18 protein-coding genes and 1 pseudogene are annotated in these 17,758 nt (G+C 75.1%); 7 read left to right on the top strand and 12 right to left on the bottom strand.

Translation table 11 applies throughout. The features are described 5' to 3' along the window. Window position 1: 1 nt before the first annotated feature. The gene (locus tag ACF07N_RS03770) at window positions 2-1,405 is read right to left on the bottom strand and encodes a tannase/feruloyl esterase family alpha/beta hydrolase (protein WP_392107888.1); all 1,404 of its coding nucleotides are present in this window, start codon (window positions 1,403-1,405) and stop codon (window positions 2-4) included. 358 nt (window positions 1,406-1,763) lie between these two features. On the opposite strand from ACF07N_RS03770, the gene ACF07N_RS03765 reads away from it, so the two are divergent. Next, the gene (locus ACF07N_RS03765) at window positions 1,764-3,248 is read left to right on the top strand and encodes a PHB depolymerase family esterase (RefSeq protein WP_392107885.1); all 1,485 of its coding nucleotides are present in this window, start codon (window positions 1,764-1,766) and stop codon (window positions 3,246-3,248) included. A 37-nt stretch (window positions 3,249-3,285) separates the two neighbouring features. On the opposite strand, the gene ACF07N_RS03760 is transcribed toward ACF07N_RS03765, so the two are convergent. From ACF07N_RS03760 to ACF07N_RS03750, 3 genes are all read right to left on the bottom strand, one after another. Further along, window positions 3,286-3,849 carry a snapalysin family zinc-dependent metalloprotease gene (locus ACF07N_RS03760; protein WP_392107882.1) on the bottom strand — a complete coding sequence of 188 codons (564 nt, stop codon included), beginning with the start codon at window positions 3,847-3,849 and terminating at the stop codon, window positions 3,286-3,288. Between the two features lie 128 nt (window positions 3,850-3,977). Next, window positions 3,978-6,029 carry a glycosyltransferase gene (locus ACF07N_RS03755; RefSeq protein WP_392107879.1) on the bottom strand — a complete coding sequence of 684 codons (2,052 nt, stop codon included), beginning with the start codon at window positions 6,027-6,029 and terminating at the stop codon, window positions 3,978-3,980. A gap of 232 nt (window positions 6,030-6,261) precedes the next feature. After that, the gene (locus ACF07N_RS03750) at window positions 6,262-6,918 is read right to left on the bottom strand and encodes a maleylpyruvate isomerase family mycothiol-dependent enzyme (protein WP_392107876.1); all 657 of its coding nucleotides are present in this window, start codon (window positions 6,916-6,918) and stop codon (window positions 6,262-6,264) included. A gap of 69 nt (window positions 6,919-6,987) precedes the next feature. On the opposite strand from ACF07N_RS03750, the gene ACF07N_RS03745 reads away from it, so the two are divergent. After that, window positions 6,988-7,461 carry a MarR family winged helix-turn-helix transcriptional regulator gene (locus ACF07N_RS03745; protein ID WP_392107873.1) on the top strand — a complete coding sequence of 158 codons (474 nt, stop codon included), beginning with the start codon at window positions 6,988-6,990 and terminating at the stop codon, window positions 7,459-7,461. A 63-nt stretch (window positions 7,462-7,524) separates the two neighbouring features. Here the strand turns inward: ACF07N_RS03745 and ACF07N_RS03740 are convergent, their stop codons facing one another. From ACF07N_RS03740 to ACF07N_RS03725, 4 genes are all read right to left on the bottom strand, one after another. Next, window positions 7,525-8,610, bottom strand: a complete 1,086-nt coding sequence (locus tag ACF07N_RS03740) for an ABC transporter substrate-binding protein (protein ID WP_392107870.1) — start codon at window positions 8,608-8,610, stop codon at window positions 7,525-7,527. Between the two features lie 240 nt (window positions 8,611-8,850). Next, a complete protein-coding gene (locus ACF07N_RS03735; protein WP_392107867.1) occupies window positions 8,851-9,222 on the bottom strand; it encodes an ArsR/SmtB family transcription factor in 372 nt (123 codons plus the stop codon). After that, window positions 9,219-9,665: an SRPBCC domain-containing protein gene (locus tag ACF07N_RS03730; protein ID WP_392107864.1), complete on the bottom strand. Its 447-nt coding sequence runs from the start codon at window positions 9,663-9,665 to the stop codon at window positions 9,219-9,221. Before ACF07N_RS03730 ends, ACF07N_RS03735 begins: the two co-directional genes overlap by 4 nt. 93 nt (window positions 9,666-9,758) lie before the next feature. Then, entirely contained in the window at window positions 9,759-10,181 is a 423-nt protein-coding gene (locus tag ACF07N_RS03725; RefSeq protein ID WP_392107861.1) for a DUF6223 family protein, read from the bottom strand. Window positions 10,182-10,398: 217 nt separating this feature from the next. Between ACF07N_RS03725 and ACF07N_RS03720 the strand changes: the two genes are divergently transcribed. From ACF07N_RS03720 to ACF07N_RS03710, 3 genes are all read left to right on the top strand, one after another. Beyond that, window positions 10,399-11,529 (top strand): sensor histidine kinase, encoded by a 1,131-nt coding sequence (locus ACF07N_RS03720; protein ID WP_392107858.1) that lies wholly within the window; start codon window positions 10,399-10,401, stop codon window positions 11,527-11,529. Beyond that, window positions 11,526-12,221 (top strand): response regulator, encoded by a 696-nt coding sequence (locus tag ACF07N_RS03715; RefSeq protein WP_392107855.1) that lies wholly within the window; start codon window positions 11,526-11,528, stop codon window positions 12,219-12,221. Before ACF07N_RS03720 ends, ACF07N_RS03715 begins: the two co-directional genes overlap by 4 nt. A gap of 94 nt (window positions 12,222-12,315) precedes the next feature. After that, the gene (locus ACF07N_RS03710) at window positions 12,316-13,026 is read left to right on the top strand and encodes a GAF and ANTAR domain-containing protein (protein WP_392107852.1); all 711 of its coding nucleotides are present in this window, start codon (window positions 12,316-12,318) and stop codon (window positions 13,024-13,026) included. Window positions 13,027-13,033: 7 nt separating this feature from the next. Here ACF07N_RS03710 and ACF07N_RS03705 read toward each other — a convergent pair. Further along, window positions 13,034-13,211, bottom strand: a pseudogene (locus ACF07N_RS03705) (dihydrofolate reductase); the annotation flags it as partial. A gap of 39 nt (window positions 13,212-13,250) precedes the next feature. Next, window positions 13,251-14,042, bottom strand: a complete 792-nt coding sequence (locus ACF07N_RS03700; protein WP_392107849.1) for an SDR family NAD(P)-dependent oxidoreductase — start codon at window positions 14,040-14,042, stop codon at window positions 13,251-13,253. 164 nt (window positions 14,043-14,206) lie between these two features. Here ACF07N_RS03700 and ACF07N_RS03695 point away from each other — a divergent pair, with 164 nt between their 5' ends. Both ACF07N_RS03695 and ACF07N_RS03690 read left to right on the top strand, forming a co-directional pair. Then, the gene (locus ACF07N_RS03695; RefSeq protein WP_383335497.1) at window positions 14,207-14,872 is read left to right on the top strand and encodes a LysE family translocator; all 666 of its coding nucleotides are present in this window, start codon (window positions 14,207-14,209) and stop codon (window positions 14,870-14,872) included. Window positions 14,873-14,940: 68 nt separating this feature from the next. Beyond that, a complete protein-coding gene (locus ACF07N_RS03690) occupies window positions 14,941-15,366 on the top strand; it encodes a DUF6003 family protein (protein ID WP_392107846.1) in 426 nt (141 codons plus the stop codon). A 37-nt stretch (window positions 15,367-15,403) separates the two neighbouring features. Here ACF07N_RS03690 and ACF07N_RS03685 read toward each other — a convergent pair whose 3' ends face one another. Beyond that, window positions 15,404-16,369 carry a YihY/virulence factor BrkB family protein gene (locus ACF07N_RS03685; protein ID WP_392107843.1) on the bottom strand — a complete coding sequence of 322 codons (966 nt, stop codon included), beginning with the start codon at window positions 16,367-16,369 and terminating at the stop codon, window positions 15,404-15,406. A gap of 182 nt (window positions 16,370-16,551) precedes the next feature. Further along, the gene (locus ACF07N_RS03680) at window positions 16,552-17,757 is read right to left on the bottom strand and encodes a glycoside hydrolase family 64 protein (protein WP_392107840.1); all 1,206 of its coding nucleotides are present in this window, start codon (window positions 17,755-17,757) and stop codon (window positions 16,552-16,554) included. Window position 17,758: the final 1 nt, after the last annotated feature.

Here is a 17,758-nt window from a genome sequence, read left to right as displayed (position 1 = left end):
CTCACGTCAGGGAGCAGCTGTTCGCCAGGGTCGCCGGGCCGGTCGCGGCGGGGCGGGCGACCGTGCGGGAGGCCGGTGGGCGGTGTCCCGGGGCGAGCCAGTCCTCCAGTGCCGTGAAGGCCGTCCGGTGGCACGGCGTGAGCGGGCGCAGGCGGTCCGGGTGGACGTCGGCCAGGGCGTCGGTGTGGGTGCCGCCCTCGATGCGGTAGTAGCGGTGCAGGGGGCCGCGTCCCGCCTCGCGCACCATCCGGGCGTAGACGTCGGAGTCCTTTCCGATCGGCAGGAGGACGTCCAGGGTGCCGTGCAGGGTGATCAGCGGCTTGCCGATCCGTCCCGTCAGGGCGATGCCCGCCACGGCCCGGGCGGCCTCGGGCCGGGACGCGTAGTCGTAGTCGGCGTCGCAGGCCGGTGTGCCCGGTGCGCAGAACGGCGTGCCCGCCTCGGCCGGCCCGTCGAACCCGGGGTCCAGTTCCTCGCGGTACACGCGCTGGGTCAGGTCCCAGTAGACCTGGTGGTGGTAGGGCCAGAGGAACTCGGACCCGGCCGGGAAGCCGGCGGCGTGCAGGGCCCGCCGGGCGGCGCCGGAGTGCTCTCCCCCCGCGGCGTACACGGGGTAGTGACGGAGCGCCTGGGGCAGGAAGTGCAGGAGGGTGGGGCCGTCGGAGCGCCACAGGGTGCCCTCCCAGTCCACTCCCCCGTCGTAGAGCTCGGGGTGGTTCTCCAGTTGCCAGCGCACCAGGTACCCGCCGTTGGAGATACCGGTGACCAGCGTGCGGGCCGGCGGGCGGTGGTAGTGCCGGGCGACCGTGGCGCGGGCGGCCCGGGTCAGCTGGGTGAGCCGGTGGTTCCACTCGGCGATCGCGTCGCCGGGCCGTTTCCCGTCCCGATGGAAGGCGAGGCCGGTGTTGCCCTTGTCGGTGGCGGCGTAGGCGTAGCCGCGGGAGAGCACCCAGTCGGCGATGGCCCGGTCGTTGGCGTACTGCTCGCGGTTGCCGGGGGTGCCCGTGACCACCAGGCCGCCGTTCCACCGGTCGGGCAGGCGGATGACGAACTGGGCGTCGTGCCGCCAGTCGTGGTTGGTGTTGGTGGTGGAGGTGTCGGGGAAGTAGCCGTCGATCTGGTGGCCGGGGACCGCGCCGGGGACAGCCAGGTCCTTGGGTGTCAGACCGGCCCAGTCGGCCGGGTCGGTGTGGCCCGAGGCGACCGTGCCGGCCGTGGTCAGGTCCGCCAGGCAGGCGGCCCGCTGGTGTTCGGCTCCCGGGACGCGCGCCCGCGTGGGGTGCGCGCAGCCCTCGGGTGCCGCGGTGGCGGGCGCGGGCGTGAGGGTGAGGGCGGCCAGCGCCAGGGCGGCCGCCGGCCACCTGCGCCGCCGGGAGCGGGACGGGGGGCGGATGGAAAGACGCATACGGGTGCCTCCGCGGTCGCGGTCTGCGGACTGGGACGCGCGGAGGCTACGGCGGCGGCCCGGCACGACCTATGGGCCCGGCGACCACCTTCGGCCGCGCCGGCATGGGTTCCGGCGCCAGGACCGCCTGGTGCGGGGCAGGAGAGGGCGCCCACCCTGCTCCCCTGCCCCTACACGACCGGGCACCGGCCGGGCCATGGCTCGCCTCCACACAGGTCCCCGCCACGCATGGATGCCCGGCCCATGTCGACGCCGGCGGACGCGCCCCGATGATGCACGGCACGCCGGCCGCACGGGGCTTCCTCCCCGCGGACCGGTGACGCGCAGCGTTCCCCCCACCAGGAGGCAGGCAGTCGTCATGGGACAGTCGCACACCGCGTTCCGCTTCAGCAGAGTCCGCCGCGCCCTCGGCGGCCTGCGCCACCGGCTCGTCGTCACCGCCGGGGCGCTGGCCCTGACCGGGGGCCTGGTCGCCGTGGCTCCCCCGGCGTCCGCCGCGGGCCTCACCCAGGTGACGGGCTTCGGCACCAACCCCGGCAACCTGTCGATGTACACCTACGTGCCCGACGGGCTGCCGGCGGGCGCTCCGGTCGTCCTGGCCCTGCACGGCTGCACGCAGAGCGCCCAGGACTACTTCGCGCACTCCGGCTGGCCGAGGGTCGCCGACGCGTACCGCTTCGCGCTGGTCTTCCCGCAGACGAGCGGCGCCAACAACGCCAACTCCTGCTTCAACTGGTTCGAGCCGGGCGACAGCGCGCGTGGTCGGGGCGAGGCGCTGTCGCTCCGTCAGATGGTTGACAAGGCCCTGTCGTTGTACGGCGGCGACTCCCGGCGGGTCCACATCACCGGCCTGTCCGCGGGCGGTGCCATGACCGCGAACATGCTGGCCGCCTACCCCGACGTGTTCGCGGGCGGCGCCATCGCCTCGGGGCTGCCCGCGCGCTGCGCGAGCAGCGTCTCGGCGGCGTACACCTGCATGTACAGCCCGCCCGACAAGAGCCCCGCGCAGTGGGGGGACCTGGTACGGTCCGCCGCTCCCGCCGGTACGGCCGCCTGGCCGCGCGTCTCGATCTGGCAGGGCACCGCCGACACCACCGTCGTGCCCGCCAACGCCGGCGAGCTGCGTGACCAGTGGACGAACGTGTGGGGCCTCGGCCAGGTGCCCTCGCGCACCGAGAGCCTCGGCGGGGGCACCACGCGCAGCGTGTACGAGGACGCCGCCGGCCGTCCCGCCGTCGAGGTGTACTCGCTCTCCGGAATGGGGCACGGGCTGGCGGTCGACCCGGGCAGCGGCACCGAGCAGTGCGGGAGCTCCGGCACCTACTACCTCGACACCGTCTGCTCCAGCCTCCGCATCGCCCGTTTCTGGGGACTCGACGGCGGCGCGGGCACCGGGGCCCTGCCCGCGCCCACGGGCCTGGCGGTCACCGGGACCACGGACTCCGCCGTCTCCCTGACCTGGCGGGCGGTCGACGGCGCGGCCTCGTACCTGGTCCTCCGCGACGGCGCGCGGGTGGGCACCACGACGTCGGCCTCCTACACCGACACCGGCCTGGCCACGGGTACGACGTACCGCTACAGCGTGGCTGCCGTGGACACGGCGGGTGCGGCGGGCGGGGTCTCCCCGGTGGTGTCCGCGACCACCACCGGGTTCACGCCCACCTGCCACACGGCCAGCAACTACGACCACACGGTCGCCGGGCGCGCGTACCAGAGCGGCGGCACCGCGTACGCCAAGGGTTCCGGGCAGGCGATGGGGCTGTGGAACACGTTCACCCGCAGCACCCTCCGGCAGACCGCGCCCGGCTACTTCGTGGTCGACGGCTCCGGCTGCCCGGCCTGAGCCGCGCGGTGCCGCCCGGGGTGCCGGGCGGCAGGCGTCAGTCCACGACGAGCCCGGCTCGGACCGCCGGGGTCCGCTCGGCGAGGGCGCCGCCGAAGTTGCCCTCCACCTCCGCCTTCTCCGCCGTGTTCGGGTACGGGTTCGTGCACGCGGTGCCCGCGCTGGAGCCGGACATCAGGCTGGAACACGGTCCGGGCTTGCGGTCGGGCAGGCCCAGGATGTGACCGAGTTCGTGGGACGAGATCCGGATCGTGTCGTACCCCTGGCTGACGGCTTGGCGCCCGATGTAGACCGTGCCGTTGCCCAGGGTGGTGGGCAGGGCGCGCGGCCAGCCGTTGTCCGCCAGGACCCGGATGTTGGCGCGTTGCCCGGCGGCGACGGGCCGCAGTTCGACGGAGTCGACACTCGCGTTCCAGATCGCCGCGCCCCGGTCGACGGCGGACCTGAACTCCGCTGCGCCGGCGGCGTCGTAGGTGAGGACCCGGGCGGCGAGGGGCGCGTCGGCCGGGCCGGCGGAAGCGGCGGCGGCCGGGCCGCCCGTCAGGGACAGGGTGACCAGACAGGCGGCGGCCAGGCCGCCGGTCAGCGTGCGTACGTGCATGATCGACCTCCTCGTGGGGGAAGGGCAGTCGTGCTCATGACATTCACGGGGCTCACTGCCCAGCGGTGGGCGCGGCGAATCCGTCAATTGACGGCGGCCCCCGGCGCCGAACCCGGGGGCCGGGGGCGTCACTTCAGGAAGCCGAGGAGGCGCCGGCGCAGGCCGGCCGCCAGCCCGACGGGGGCCACGCGCAGCACCAGAGCGCCTTCCGCACCCTTCGCGAGGGGCTTGGCGTAGTAGGGGCGGCCGAGCCGGGAGGCGCGGAACCAGCGGGTGCCGGTGAGCGTGCCCGCGGGCGGGACGGGGATCCGCCGGCCCGGTCCGTCCGCGCCGGGCCCGCCGCCCGTCCGGAGCGTCAGCGTCCAGTGTCCCGGGGGCAGTCCTCTGACGGGGAGCCGGGCGGTGAAGCCGGTGCGGCCGTCGGCCCGTGCGTACCGCAAGGGCGACTCCCGCACCAGGCCGGTGCCGTCCTCCGCTCGCAGGGTCATGGTCCCGGTGTGGCCGGTGGCCTCGGCGGTCAGGTGCCCGCCGACGACGAGCGTGCCGGGGGCGGCCGGGTCCCAGGCGACCTCGGTGACGCGGCAGGGCGGTGCGGCGGGCCGGACCTCCACGGAGAGGTCGCCGCGCGGCGTGAAGAAGGGCCGTACGGTGACCGGCCCGGGTCCGGGCCGGGTGGCGGGAGGCAGCTCGCGCGGCGGCGGGGCCGTCCGGCCGCCGTCCCCGTCCGCGCGGGTCCGCCGGACCCTGACGGTCCTGGCGACCCCGTCGGCGCGGACCTCCAGATGCACGTCCCAGACTCCCTCGCCGAGCGGCGCGCCCGAGTCGGCGGTGCCGAGGTCGAGGACGGCGGTGAAGCAGGCCGAAGGGTCCGGGTTCCCGGCCGCGGGCGTGCCGGGCCGGTGCGGGACGGTGCCGACGCTCACGGGCAGGCGGAGGCCGGGATGCGCACGGCCGCGTGGACGCAGGATCAGGCGGGTGGCGGGCTCCAGCGGACCGAGGGAGTCGATGCGGGCGTGGCCGGACAGGCGGAGCGGGCCGCCGTCGCCCGTCCAGGCCGCCTCGGTCAGGTCGTGGTGGACCGGCAGCCGGTCGGTGACGTCGAAGCAGGCGTCCGGGACGGCCTTCGCCGGGTCCCGGAACCAGGGGTGGCGCCAGTAGACGCGTCCCTTGTCGACGACGTGGCCGCGCGCCTCGTCCCGCTCGGCGTCGCGGATCACGGTCATGAGGTCCTCGTACCGGTCCGCGCGCAGGAGGTGGACGATCAGCCGGTCCTGCGGGGCGATCCGCCGGCACACACCGTCGGTCGCGTAGCGCAGGGCCCACTCCCGGAACTGCGGGTAGAAGCGCTCCCGTGCCTCCCGCTCGTCCTCCCGGGGCAGCAGGGCGCGCAGCGGACCGCACAGTTCCCATTCCACATGACGGCGCATGATCCGGTCCCGGCGGGGGCCGGGCTCCACGTAACGGGCGACGGTCTCGAAGCATAGCCGGGTGCCGTCCATGCGGTGTGCGAGGGCGGCGGCGGTGCGGGTGAGGTTGTTGCCGTTGCCGCGGTCGCGCGAGTAGTAGCAGTCGTAGTCGGCGACGACGGAGATGCCGTCGGCGTTGAGGTAGGCCGCGGCCGTGAACGGCTTGTCCTCGCAGTTGCGGTAGGGCGGGAAGCGCAGGCCCAGCCGTTCGATCAGTGACCGCCGGAACAGCTTCCAGCAGCCCAGGGTGCGGTAAGCGAGGGAGGAGAAGACGTCGGTCCGGGGCTGGTTGTGCGAGAAGACGGCCGTCGGTACGGCACGTCCGCCGACGGACACCATCCTGCCGAGGACGACGTCGGTGTGGTTCTCGTCCGCCGTCTCGACCATGCGGCGCAGGGCGTCGGGACCCAGGTAGTCGTCGGAGTCGAGGAAGAACACGTAGTCGCCGGTGGCCAGGTCGAGGCCGGTGTTGCGCGGGACCCCGGCGCATCCGCTGTTGGGCCGGTGGACCACGCGCAGGCCGGGCCAGGTGCGGGCGAGCCGGTCCAGCTCCTCACCGGTGCCGTCGGTCGAGCCGTCGTCGACGGCGATGATCTCGACCAGCTCCGGGCCCAGGGTCTGCTCCATGGCCGAGGTGACGCACCGGGTCAGCTCCGGCATGGAGTCGTACGCGGGAATGATCACGCTGACGCGCGGCGGGGTGGTACGGAGCATGCTCACTCCCAGGCCGGTGATTCCGGTGGCGGAGGCCGTCGGCTGCCGGCCGCTTCCTCCAGGAGTCTGCGGCGGGGCGAGGTCGCGCCGCCTCGCGTGGGGAGTCCTCGTTACGCCGTCGGGGTGGGTGGACCACTGGTTCGGGCGCGCGGGGCCACCGCCGGGCGCCGCCGCGCGCACCCCCGGCGGTGGCCCCGCGCGGGGTCCCGTCCCTCGCGCAGGGCCGCTCCGGTCACCGGGGAGCAGCGATCCCCGTCCACGGCTCCCCGGTGCGCTCGGCCCACTCCCGGGCCGCTTCCGGGCGGCCGGTGAGCAGCAGGAGCAGGGCTCCGATCGGGCCCCGGACCTCGGGGCCCGACCCGCGCGTCCAGTCGATGTCGGTGGCGGCGAGCCGCACCTTCGGAAGGGGCCACGGACGGGGCGGGACGCGCATGGTCCACACGCGCTCGGCGGCGTCGCGGGCCGCGACCCGGGGCATGTCGCGAGTCCGGCCGACGGCGAGGGCGATGTCCTGGCCGTGGACGAGGAGGTCGAGGAGCGGCTCGTGGGGCGAGGTGGTGGGGGCCAGGCGGCGGGAGCCGACGATCGAGCGGAGGTCGGCGGCGATCCCGGCGACGGGCCGCGCCGCCTCGCGCACCGCCGAGTCGTGGATCATCCGGTTCCAGTCGCCGCGCGCGCGGACCATCTCCCGTACGACCCGGCCGCGGGAGTAGCGGGCAGCGATGGTCAGATGCGCGGCCACGTCCCGCACCCGCCAGTCGCCGCACCGCGTGGGCGCGTCCCACTCCTCGGGGCTCAGGCTCTCCAGCAGGTCGGCCAGGCTCGACCGCTCCAGGTCGACGAGCCGCCACACCTCGTCGGTGTCCAGCACTGCGCCCACGGTGATCACCCACTCAAGTGGTAAGATTCTCTGACCAAAGTAGTCAGACACTCTGACCAATGTCAAGGGAGGCGCGACATGACCGACGAGGGCGTGGCAGGCGGGCCGGCGGGGGCGGCGCAGAGCGAGCCGAACACCGGGGTGCTGCTGTTCCTGCCCTACCGCGCCCTGGAGAACCGGGTCTTCGCGGCACTCGCCGAGGCCGGGTTCGACGACTTCACGCCCGCCCAGGCCCGGGTCCTGCAGCGCATCGGCCCGCACGGCACGCGCCTCACCGAACTCGCCGAGCAGGCCCAGGTCACCAAGCAGACCGCGGGTTTCCTCGTCGACCAGCTGGAGAAGGCGGGCTACGTCACCCGGGTGCCCGACCCGACCGACAAGCGGGCCCGTCTGGTCTGCGGCGCACGGAAGGCCCTGGCGGCCAAGGAGGTCGCCGACGCGGTGGTCGCGGAGGTGGAGAGGGAGTGGGAGGAGCACCTCGGGAAGCGGCGCATGAAGCAGCTGCGCGAGGCGCTGGTCCTGCTGCGGGAGATCACGGACCCGCGGGCCTAGCGGTCTCCCCGCGCGGAGGCCCACGGGCAGTGCGGGGGCCCCGGCAAGCGCTGCGGGTGCCCCTCAGGCCGTGTGGAGGACCCGGAAGCGGTCGGGACGTGCCGGATCCCGGTCCACCACCTGCACCGGCGGCCGGGCCCACTGCCACACGCCGGTGCCGGGGACGCGGGAGAAGGTGATCCGCCCACGGGTGCCGTCCACGGCGACGTCGGGCCAGGCGGCCGCGATACGCGCGCGGTCCGGGCCGTGGGAACGCAGCAGGCCGGCGAGGACGGTGACCGTGTCGTAGCCCTCGTGGGCGACGAAGGAGGGCGCCTCGGGCAGCCGTTCGCGCAGGGCCGCCTCGACGCGGGCGCCGAGCGGGGTGGGGTGTTCGGGCAGGTAGCGCAGGAACGGGATCGCGGCCCCGGCGCCGCCCAGCAGCGTCGCCCAGGCGGCGAACTCCGGCTGCCCGGCCGGAGCACCGAGCAGGACCCCGGCCAGTCGCCGGTCCTCGCGGACCGCCCTGACGATCGGCACCGCCGGTTCCGGGAAGCCGGTGAGCAGCAGGAGGGCGGTGGCAGGGCCGTCGGCGAGCGCCGCGCGGAGGGCCGCGGGGGTGAGCGCGCCGGCGTCGAGTTCGAGCACGCTGCCGCCGTGCGGGGAGAGGTGGTCCCGGAGGATCCGGGTCCCCGCCGCCCAGTACGCGCCGGGTCCGGTGGCCACGGCGACCCGGCGGTGTCCGGCCCCCAGGAGGAAGTCCGCGTAGGCCCGCCAGCCGTACGACTGCGGCGGGGGCAGGCGCGCGACCCATTCGGTCGGCTTCTCGGTGAGGGCGTCGAGCACCGCCGACGAGCAGAGGAACGGCAGGCCCTGCGCGTCCGCCTCGGTGGCGGCGGCGCGAGCGACGACGCTGTGGTACTCCCCCACGACGGCGGCCACGCCCGCGCGCGCCAGGTCCGCCACGGCCGCCGTGGCCCGTCGCGGATCGGCGGCGGTGTCCCGGACCAGCAGTTCGAGTGGCCGTCCGCCGATGCCGCCGGCCGCGTCGACGTCGGCTGCCGCCAGTTCGAGCCCGGCCAGCAGATGCCGGCCCGCCTCGACCCAGCCGGGCCTGCTCAGCGGTGCGAGGGCGCCGATCCGGACGGCAGGCCCCGGGGACGTGTGCATGCTCGGCGTCTCCCTCTCCTCGGCGACGTGTGGCCGCCGCCAGGGCTCGGCCCGCTGCCCGGAGACGGCGCCTCGAAGCCTATGACCTCGACGGCCGTGGCGTGCACACGTCGGACCCGGGCGGGGATGCGCTCCTGCGCCCGGTCGGCCGACGGCGCCCCGCGCGGCGGTCACGCGCAGGTCCAGGAGCTGCCGTGTGTGCCGGGGCACGTGGTCCTCGGCGAGGCCGTCGATGAGGCGTCAGTCGGGATCCGCGGACGGATCCGCTTCCTGCTCCGCGGTTTCGGCGAGGGGCTTGATGCGCGCCAGGAGCCGGACCCACTCGCTCGCCAGCGAGGCCATCCACCGGGCCGTGACGTCCAGTGCCGCGGGCCGCACCGCGTACCGCACCTCACGGCCGACCCGGCCGCCGGTGACCAGCCCGGCGGCGTCCAGGACGGCGAGGTGCTCGACCACCGCCTGCCGCGAGACGGGAAGGTGCGCGGCGAGCGTCGTGGCGGTGGCCTCGCCCCGCTCGGCGAGCAGGTCGAGCAGCTGACGTCGCGTCGGGTCGGCCAGCGCGCCGATGACACTGTCGACGACCTCGGCGGCGCCGGGGGACTCCTCCGTCACGCGGCGGGCCGCTCGGCGCGCGACTTGAGCGCGTCGAGCTCCAGGGGCCGGCCCTGGGTGTGGTCCTTCAGGTTCTGCCGGCGCAGTTCGTCGGACCCGGCCAGGGCCTGGAAGCCGCTCTCGGCCACACGCAGCCGCGTCCCGTCGCCCTCCTGGGTCAGCGTGAACTCCACGAGGGTGCTGTTGTCCTCGCGCAGTTCCTCGCGCGGGAAGGCGCTGGTCCAGCGATAGGCGAGATACGTCGGCGGCTCGACCTTCTCCACCCGGATCGGGAAGTCGCCGTGTGCGGAGTTCTTCACCACCATCGACTCCCCCTCCCGCGCCACGGTGCCGGGCAGGCTCGCCTTGTCGGCCACCCGGAAACCGGGTTGGGTCACCAGTGGCCAGACCCGCTCCAGTGGCGCCGCGATGAGGGTGTCGCGTTCGATCCGGTCCTCGCTCATGGGGGATCCCTTCGTTCGTGCTCCGCCTTCCGCAACCCCGAGTTGCACGCCCCGGATCGCGGTGCAACCCGCGGGTTGCACGTGGTCGGGTGCTCAGCCGGTGCGGCGGGAACGGGCCAGGGCCAGGGCGCCGAGTGCGACGGCGGCCAGACCGGTCAGCAGGGCCACATAGGCCCCGCCCCGCCCGTTGCCGGTACCGAGACCGCCGTCGGCGGTCGCCGCGACCAGCCCGCCGAGGGCCGTGCCGATCAGCCCGGCTCCCAGGGCCAGCCGGGCGCCCAGGGGTCCGGTGCCCGTGCCGAGGCGGCCGCCGGGGCGGGCGAGGGCGCGCCAGGCGAGGCCCACCCCGGCCAGCCCGAGCAGCGCGCCCACGCTCGCCCCGAGCCGCCCGGGGCCGAAGCCGTACGCCCCGGCGGCGACGGGCTGGACCGGGGTGTCCGCGACGGCCGGACCGGCGAGCCCGACGCCTGCGAGCAGCACGGCCGCCAGGACGGTGGCCAGGGGACGGAGAGACATCACGGTGCTCCTTCTTCGACGGAGTGCGTACGTCGTCGAGCGTGTCCGGCGGGCCCGTGCGCGGTCGTCCGGCGGACGCGGACACTTCGGGCTGCCACGCCCGCGGCATCCAGCTGCCGCGGGCGTGGCAGGGGCGCGGCCCGTACCGCGCCGGCGGTATCCGCCGCTCGGCCGCGAGACGGACTCGCCCGCGGCGACGGCCGGTTAGGGTGCGCGCATGGGAGCAGGGGGGACCCGGATACGGGACGGCATCGCGGACCGGGGCATCGCCGCCGGTGTGACGGCGGCGCTGCTGGTGACCGGGGCGTCGTCCGGGCAGGGTGGCGCGACCGGCGCCGAGCCGCTCGGGTACGCCCTGCTCGCGGCCGGAGGGCTGGTGCTGGCCGCACGCCGCCGGGCCCCGGTTCCCGTGCTGGCCGTCACCGGACTGTGCGCGGTGGGGTACCAGGCGGCCGGCTTCGACGTGCCCGCCGTCGCCTTCCTGTTCGCCGTGTACGCGGCCGTCCGGGCGGGACACCGGGCCGTGACGGTGACGGCGAGCGTGGCCGTGCTGGCCCTGCTGCCGGTCGCCGCCCTGGCCTCGGGCCTGCACGACACGGGCGAGGCGTTCGCCCGTGCCCGGGGTGCCCTGGAGATCGCCTGGCTGGTCGCGGCGGGCGCCGCGGGTGAGGCGCTGCGGCAGGCCGAGCGGCGGGCCGACGAGGCCGAACGCACCCGGGAGGAGACCGCGCGCCGCCGCGCGGACGAGGAAAGGCTGCGTATCGCGCGGGAGTTGCACGACTCGCTCACCCATCAGATCTCCGTCGTCAAGGTGCAGGCGGAGGTCGCCGTCCACGTGGCGCGCAGACGCGGCGAGGAGGTACCGCCGGCGCTGCTGGCGATCCAGGAGGCCGGGCGCGAGGCGGCCCGCGAGCTGCGGGCGACGCTGGAGGCCCTGCGCGACGACGACACCAGCCCGCCGCGCGGCCTCGACGACGTGCCGGAGCTCGTGGCCCGGGCCCGTGCCCTCGGGCTGGAGGTGACGCTGGCGATCGAGGGCCCACGGCAGGACGTACCGGCCGCCGTCGACCGGACCGTCTACCGGGTCGTCCAGGAGTCGCTCACCAACGTGGCCCGGCACGCCGGCGCCCGCACGGCGTCGGTGCGGATCGACTGCCGCGCGGACGCCCTCGCCGTCCGCGTCGACGACGACGGCGGAGCCCGGCCGGGCGCTCCCCCGGCGCCCGGTCTCGGACTGCTCGGCATGCGCGAGCGCGTCACCGCCCTCGGCGGCCGGCTGCGCGCCGGGCCGCGCGACGGGGGCGGGTTCACGGTCCGGGCCGAACTCCCCGTGGAGCAGGCGCCGTGATCCGGGTCCTGCTGGTGGACGACCAGCCGCTCCTGCGCAGTGGTTTCCGGGCGCTGCTCGACCTGGAGGACGACATCGAGGTGGTGGCCGAGGCGGGCGACGGGCAGGAGGGCCTGGAGCTCGCGCGGAGGCACCTGCCCGACGTCGCCCTCGTCGACATCCGGATGCCGCTCGTCGACGGCATCGAGGTGACCCGGCGCGTCGCGGCCGACCCGGCCCTGTCGCGGGTGCACGTCGTCATCCTGACCAACTACGGCCTGGACGAGTACGTCCTGGACGCGCTGCGCGCCGGTGCCGCCGGGTTCCTCGTCAAGGACGTCCTGCCGGAGGACTTCCTGCACGCCGTGCGGGTCGCGGCGCGCGGTGACGCCCTGCTGGCACCGGCGATCACCCGCAAGCTGATCAGCCGGTACCTCGCCCAGCCGCTGCCGGCCGCCTCCGGCACAGCGCTGGAGGAGCTGACCGGCCGGGAACGCGAGGCCGTCGCGCTGGTCGCACAGGGCCTGTCGAACGACGAGATCGCGAGCCGCATGGTGATCAGCCCGCTGACGGCCAAGACCCATGTCAACCGGGCCATGACCAAGCTCCGCGCCCGGGACCGGGCCCAGCTCGTGGTGCTCGCGTACGAGTCCGGTCTGGTGGTCCCGGGCGGCACCCGCGCGGGCGGCGGCACGTCCGCCCCGGCGCCGTGAGCCGCGTCCGGCGGCATCGCCCCCAGCGGCACGGGTACTTCGCTCCCATGGTCCTTGACGAGCACGAGCGGGTGCCGGCGTACCGGGAGGCCGGATGACGGCCGCAGCCAAGGCGGCACGGATGGTCGCCGAAGCCTCGGCGGACGCGCCCGCCGCAGACGTACCACGACGGGTGTGCGAGGCCGTGCGCGACGGGCTCTGCGTGGACGGGGCCACCCTCGCGCTGCTCACCGACACCCCCTCGCGGCAGTTGCTCGCCGCGTCGGACGACGACGCCCTCACGCTGGAGGACATCCAGTTCACGCTGCTGGAGGGGCCCTGCATCAGCGCCGCGCGCACCGGCGAGCCGGTGGCGGTACACGACCTGCGCCACGAACTGACACCGTGGCCTCTCTTCGGGGCGACCCTGCGCGAGAAGCTGCCCCGGGTCACGTCGGTGTACGCCCTGCCCCTCTTCTTCGGCGACTACGTCCTCGGCACGGTCGACCTGCTGGCCCTGCGGCCCCACGCACTCGGCGAGGAGGCGCTGGAGGAGGCGTCCCAGGTGGCCGACGCGGTGACGGCGGCGCTCATGACGACCCGGGAGATGCTCCTGACCGGCTCGCGGGCGCCGGACTGGGAGCCACGGGACGTCGTACGCGCCCACTGGTTCGACACCGCGCGGGCCGTCGGCGCCCTGGTGGCGCGGCGGGGGATCAGCGCGGAGGACGCGCTGGCCCTGATGCGCGCCGAGGCCTTCCGCACCGGCAGGCCGCTGGCGGACATCACCACGGACATCCTGCGCGACCCGCCCCGGCGGCCGTAGCCGGGGAGCGCCTGCCGAGGACGACGGCGCCCGAGCGGGCCGTGGCCTCACGCAGGACCCGCCGGTCGTCGGGGTCGTCGGAGAACGCCCAGGTGTGCAGGGCCTCGCCACCGGTGCCCAGCCCGTTGCCCGGGGCCGGGGCCGGTGACGAAACCGTCGAGGGAGACCGAGATGTCGGCGACGATGCGTGTCCTACCAGGGGTGACCCGATCCGCCGCCGGGACTCATCGCCCAGGCCGCAGCGCCTGGTGGAAGCCCGTGCTGACGGCGGTGAGGCCGCCGTCGACGACCAGGGTGGCGCCGGTGATCCAGGAGGCGTCGGACGAGGCGAGGAACGCGACGGCCGCCGCGACGTCCTCCGGCTCGCCGACCCGGCCGAGCGGGTACAGCCCGCGCACCGCTTCGAGGTCGTCGTCACGGCCCTCCCAGGCGCTGGTCCGCACGGTGCCCGGCACGACCAGGTTGACGCGGACCCCGCGCGCCGCGGCGTGGCCCGCGAGGGTGCGGGTGAGGGAACCGAGACCGGCCTTGGCGGCGCTGTAGGCGTGGTTGCCGAAGTCCTGCAGACCGTTGACCGAGCCGATGGAGACGATCGCGCCGCGTCCGGAGGCGGCCAGGTGCGGCAGGGCGGCGCGGCAGCAGCGGTACGCGCCGGTCAGTGTGACGTCCAGGTCGCGGGCCCACGACTCGTCCGGTTCGTCCTCGAAGAGGGGCGCGTCGGGCGAGCAGTGGGCGGCGCAGTTGACCAGCACGTCGAGCGATCCGAAGGCGTCGGCGGCGTGGGTGACGGCGGCCTCCACCGACGGCCGGTCGGCCACGTCGCACGCGATCCCCTCGGCGTGCAGCCCGTCCTCGCGCAGGGTCGCCGCGGTCCGTTCCGCCGCCCGCGGGTCCTGGTCGGCCAGCAGGACCCGCGCTCCCTCCTGAGCCAGCCGCCGCGCGGTGGCGGCGCCGATCCCGCGGGCCCCACCGGTGACCAGTACCCCGTACCCCTCGAAACGCCTGGTGTCCGTCATGCGCCGACCGTACAAGGCGCGCGGCGGCCGGGACCGGCAGGTCCGTGCCGGTGCCGCCTGCCGCCCTGCGGCGGCGCACGGACGGCGTGGCGCCCCGCTGCCCCGCGCGAACGCGGGTACTCGGCCGGCCCGTCACGTCACGGGCGGCGAGCGGAGGGCTACGGATGACGGTCGACCTGGTCGGTTTCCTCGGTGTGGTGGTGGTGGCCTATGTGGTGCCGGGGCCCGACTTCCTCGTGGTGGTCAGATCGGCGGCCGAGGACGCCGCGAAAGGGAGAGCCGCGGCCCTGGGCGCCCAGACGGGCCTGTGCGTGCACATGCTGGCGGCCGCCGCCGGGCTGTCGGTGGTCGCCACGCGCTCGCCGCTGGTGTTCGACGGGATCCGGCTGCTGGGCGCGGCCTACCTCGTCCTCCTCGGCGTGCGGGCCGTGCTGGCGGCCCGCCGGGCCGCCCGGGAACGCACCCGCGCCCCGGGGCCGTCACAGCCCGGGCCGGCGTCCGCTCCGGCGGCTGCGGACGGCCCTTCCGGGCGGGGACGCCTGCGGGAGGCCTTCACCCAAGGGTTCCTCACCAACGTGCTCAACCCCAAGGCCGCGTTGTTCTTCCTGAGCGTCCTCCCGCAGTTCGTCGACGGCGACGGTTCCGTCGCGCGCCAGATCTTCCTGCTGGGCACCCTGGACGTCCTCGTCGGTGTCGCGTACTGGTTCGCCCTCGTCGGTGTCGCCGCGCGGCTGCGCGCACTGCTGGCCAGGCCGCGGATCCGCCACCGCTGGGAGCTGGGTACGGGCTGGCTGTTCATCGCCATCGGGGTCACGGTGGCCGCCGTGTGACACGGGCGGTAATCCGGACGCCGCGGGGTAAAGGGACGTCGACCAGATCCCGCTGGAAGGAGCCGAGGATGACCGATGAAGCCTACCTGTTCCTGCTGGACGACCCGTCCGTGCCGCTCGGGGTGGCCCCCACAGCCGTCGGTGACCTCGCCTGCATGGAGACGCCGGCGGTGCGCGCCTGGCTGGACGCCCACGGCGCCGTGCCGACCTCTCCGCAGCTGCGCCTGCTGCCGCCGGAGGAGAGGGGGGCCGTGCCCGAGGGGGCGGAGCGGCTGCCGGTGCCGCTGAGCGACGAGGAACTGACGCGGGTACGGCACGGCATGGCGCCCGAGTCGCTCGCCGGGATCGAGGAGGAACTGCTGACCTACCGTGACTACGCCGACGGCCGGGACGGGCTGATCGGGCGGGCGCTGGCCGCGGGCGTGCCCCCGCACCGCATCGTCGAGCTGACCGGGGTGGATCCCGCGACGGTGACCGCGGCGGCGGGCCGCTGACGGCCGGGGGCCGGGCGGGCGGCCCCCGTCCGTCACCTCACCTGCCCGGTCCCGGGTCCGGCCGGACAGCGGAGGTGATGCCGGCGCGGGCCGCTTCGAGCTGGGCGGCGAAGGCGATGCCGAGGAAGAGGGCGACGGCCGTCAGGTTGGCCCACAGCAGCAGGGCGATGAAGGCGGTCAGCGGGCCGTACACGGCGCCGAAGGCCCCGCTCTCCTCGACGTAGAGCGCGAGCAGCCCGGTGGCCGACACCCACAGCAGCAGGTGCACGGCCGAGCCGAAGGCCAGCCAGGTGTAGCCGGGCTGGACGCGGCGGGGTGACCAGCGGAAGATCACGGCGGAGGCGATCCAGGCGAGCGCGAGCCCCACGGGGATGTCGAGCACGTCCCACCAGGGCAGGCCGCCGTCCTCCCAGCCGGCGGTGTCCGCCACCGCGTCGCCCACGGCCTCGCCTGCCACGAGCACGACGAATCCGAGCCCCAGGGGCAGGCCCGCGGCGAGCGCGAGGAGGATGGCCCGCCCGTACTTGCGGGGGAAGGGCCGGTCGCGCTCGATGCCGTAGATGCGGTTGGCGCCGCGCTCGATCTGGCCCATCGCCGAGGCGAGGTTCAGCAGGGCGAAGCCGAGGCCGAGCCACAGCGCGAGGGTGCCCCACACGTCGCCGTGCGCGGTGCGCCGCGTCCCGTCCAAGGCGTCCTGGACGATCTCCGCGCTGGCGCCCGGCACGATGCGGCCGAGGGTGAGTTCGACGACCCGGCCCACCCCCTCGGTGTGCACGGAGGTGGCGAGTCCGACCAGCGCCACGGTGCAGGGGACGAGCCCGAGCACCACCTGGAAGGCGAGGGCCCGCGCGTTGGTGAAGCCGTCGGCGTAGCGGAAGCGGGCGAAGGAGTCGGTCAGCAGGCGCAGGCCCCCGTAGTGGCGCAGCGCGGTGAAGGCCTCGTCTCCGGAGAGTTCCTCCCCGATCATGTCCCGGGTCTGGGGGACGTGGACGGCAGTACCCATGGCGTGGAGGCTCCCTCGTCGTACGGCTGGTCCCTGTCCGGTTGCCCCGTCAGCCTTCCCGTCCGACCTCGGACGTCCGACGAGTTCGCGGTCCGGTCCCCCGTACGCGTCTCCGGGTGCCCCCGCGGCCCGGTCTTCCGGGGTCGCGGGGGCGGTGACGTCGGGGCGGTCCGCCCCGCGCGTCAGTTCAGCGGGTCGAGGGTGAGGTACGCCTGGCGCGGGTTGCCGTCGTGGACGAGGGACTCGTGGTGCCCCACGTCGTCGAAGGCGAAGGCGTACGCCTTGCCGTCGGCCATCTGGGCGTGGATCTTGCGGGCGTAGTGGTTGGTGACGTTGTCCTGGTAGAAGGCGCCCGCGCTGGTGTCCGGCTGGTTGGGGTTGGTCAGGAGCGTGGAGCGGTTGAAACCGGCGCACAGCGTGCGGGAGATGGGGCCGCGCACCTGGTCGTTCGGCGCGTCGAGCAGCCGGTGGCAGCCGAAGACGGACGACGCGTCGGGCTTCTGGAAGCTGGTGACGACGGCGCCGGCGCTGTTGGTGAAGTGCATGACCCCGCCGGAGACGCGGCCGTAGTACTTGGTGCCGGGCTGGTCGGCGAACGGCGTGACGGTCAGGGTCGAGGTGGCGTACTTCTGCCAGACCCGGTTGATGTAGTCGTCCATCACGTTGGCGGGCAGCGCGCCGGTCTCCAGGCCGTACAGCGGCGACAGGGCGCGCAGGACCGTGCCGTCGGAGCGGGTCTGGATCAGGTTGGCCCAGCCTCCGGGCTGTCCGCGCAGGGCGTTGAAGAAGCCGTTGTAGCCACCGGGCTTGAGCCGGCCGGTGGTCGCGGTGGTGCCGTCGGACCGCTGCACGCCGACCGCGTAGGGCACCGAGAACATGTCGACCTGGGTGCTGTTGATCCACAGTCCGGAGTCGTTGAGCGTGTACTCCGACCAGTTGAACAGGATGTTGCGGTTGGGGTCGGACGGGTTCTGCACGGCGGGCTGGACGAGGCCGCCGGTGGTCAGCTTGAAGACCAGTTTCTGGCCGTAGGAGAAGTACACGCGGCCGGAGAACTTGGGGAGGCGGATGGTGGTCGACTGTCCTGCCGCCGGGCCGGGGATCGAGGCGTCGGGCGCGGGCGTGGGGGGATTGCCGCCCGCCGGCCAGGGGTGGAAGGTGCCGTTCGCGTCGGCCCAGCCCTGGCGTCCGGTCGCCAGGTCCGTGCCGAGGTTGTAGATGTACACCTGCTCGCCGCGGGCCGAACTGTTGGTGATCTTGAAGGGGATGGTCGCGGGGACCGCCGCGTGGGCCGGTGCACCGGTCCCGGCCGCGAGCAGGGAGCCGGTGAGGGCCGCGGCCAGGGCGAGACCCAGGGCTCTGACCCGGTGTCCGAATGTTCGTGGCACG

This window comes from Streptomyces sp. NPDC015242, assembly GCF_043079125.1.
Taxonomy (GTDB): Bacteria; Actinomycetota; Actinomycetes; order Streptomycetales; family Streptomycetaceae; genus Streptomyces.
The sequence above is the reverse complement of the archived record's forward strand: the minus strand, read 5'-3'. Positions and strand labels throughout refer to the sequence as shown.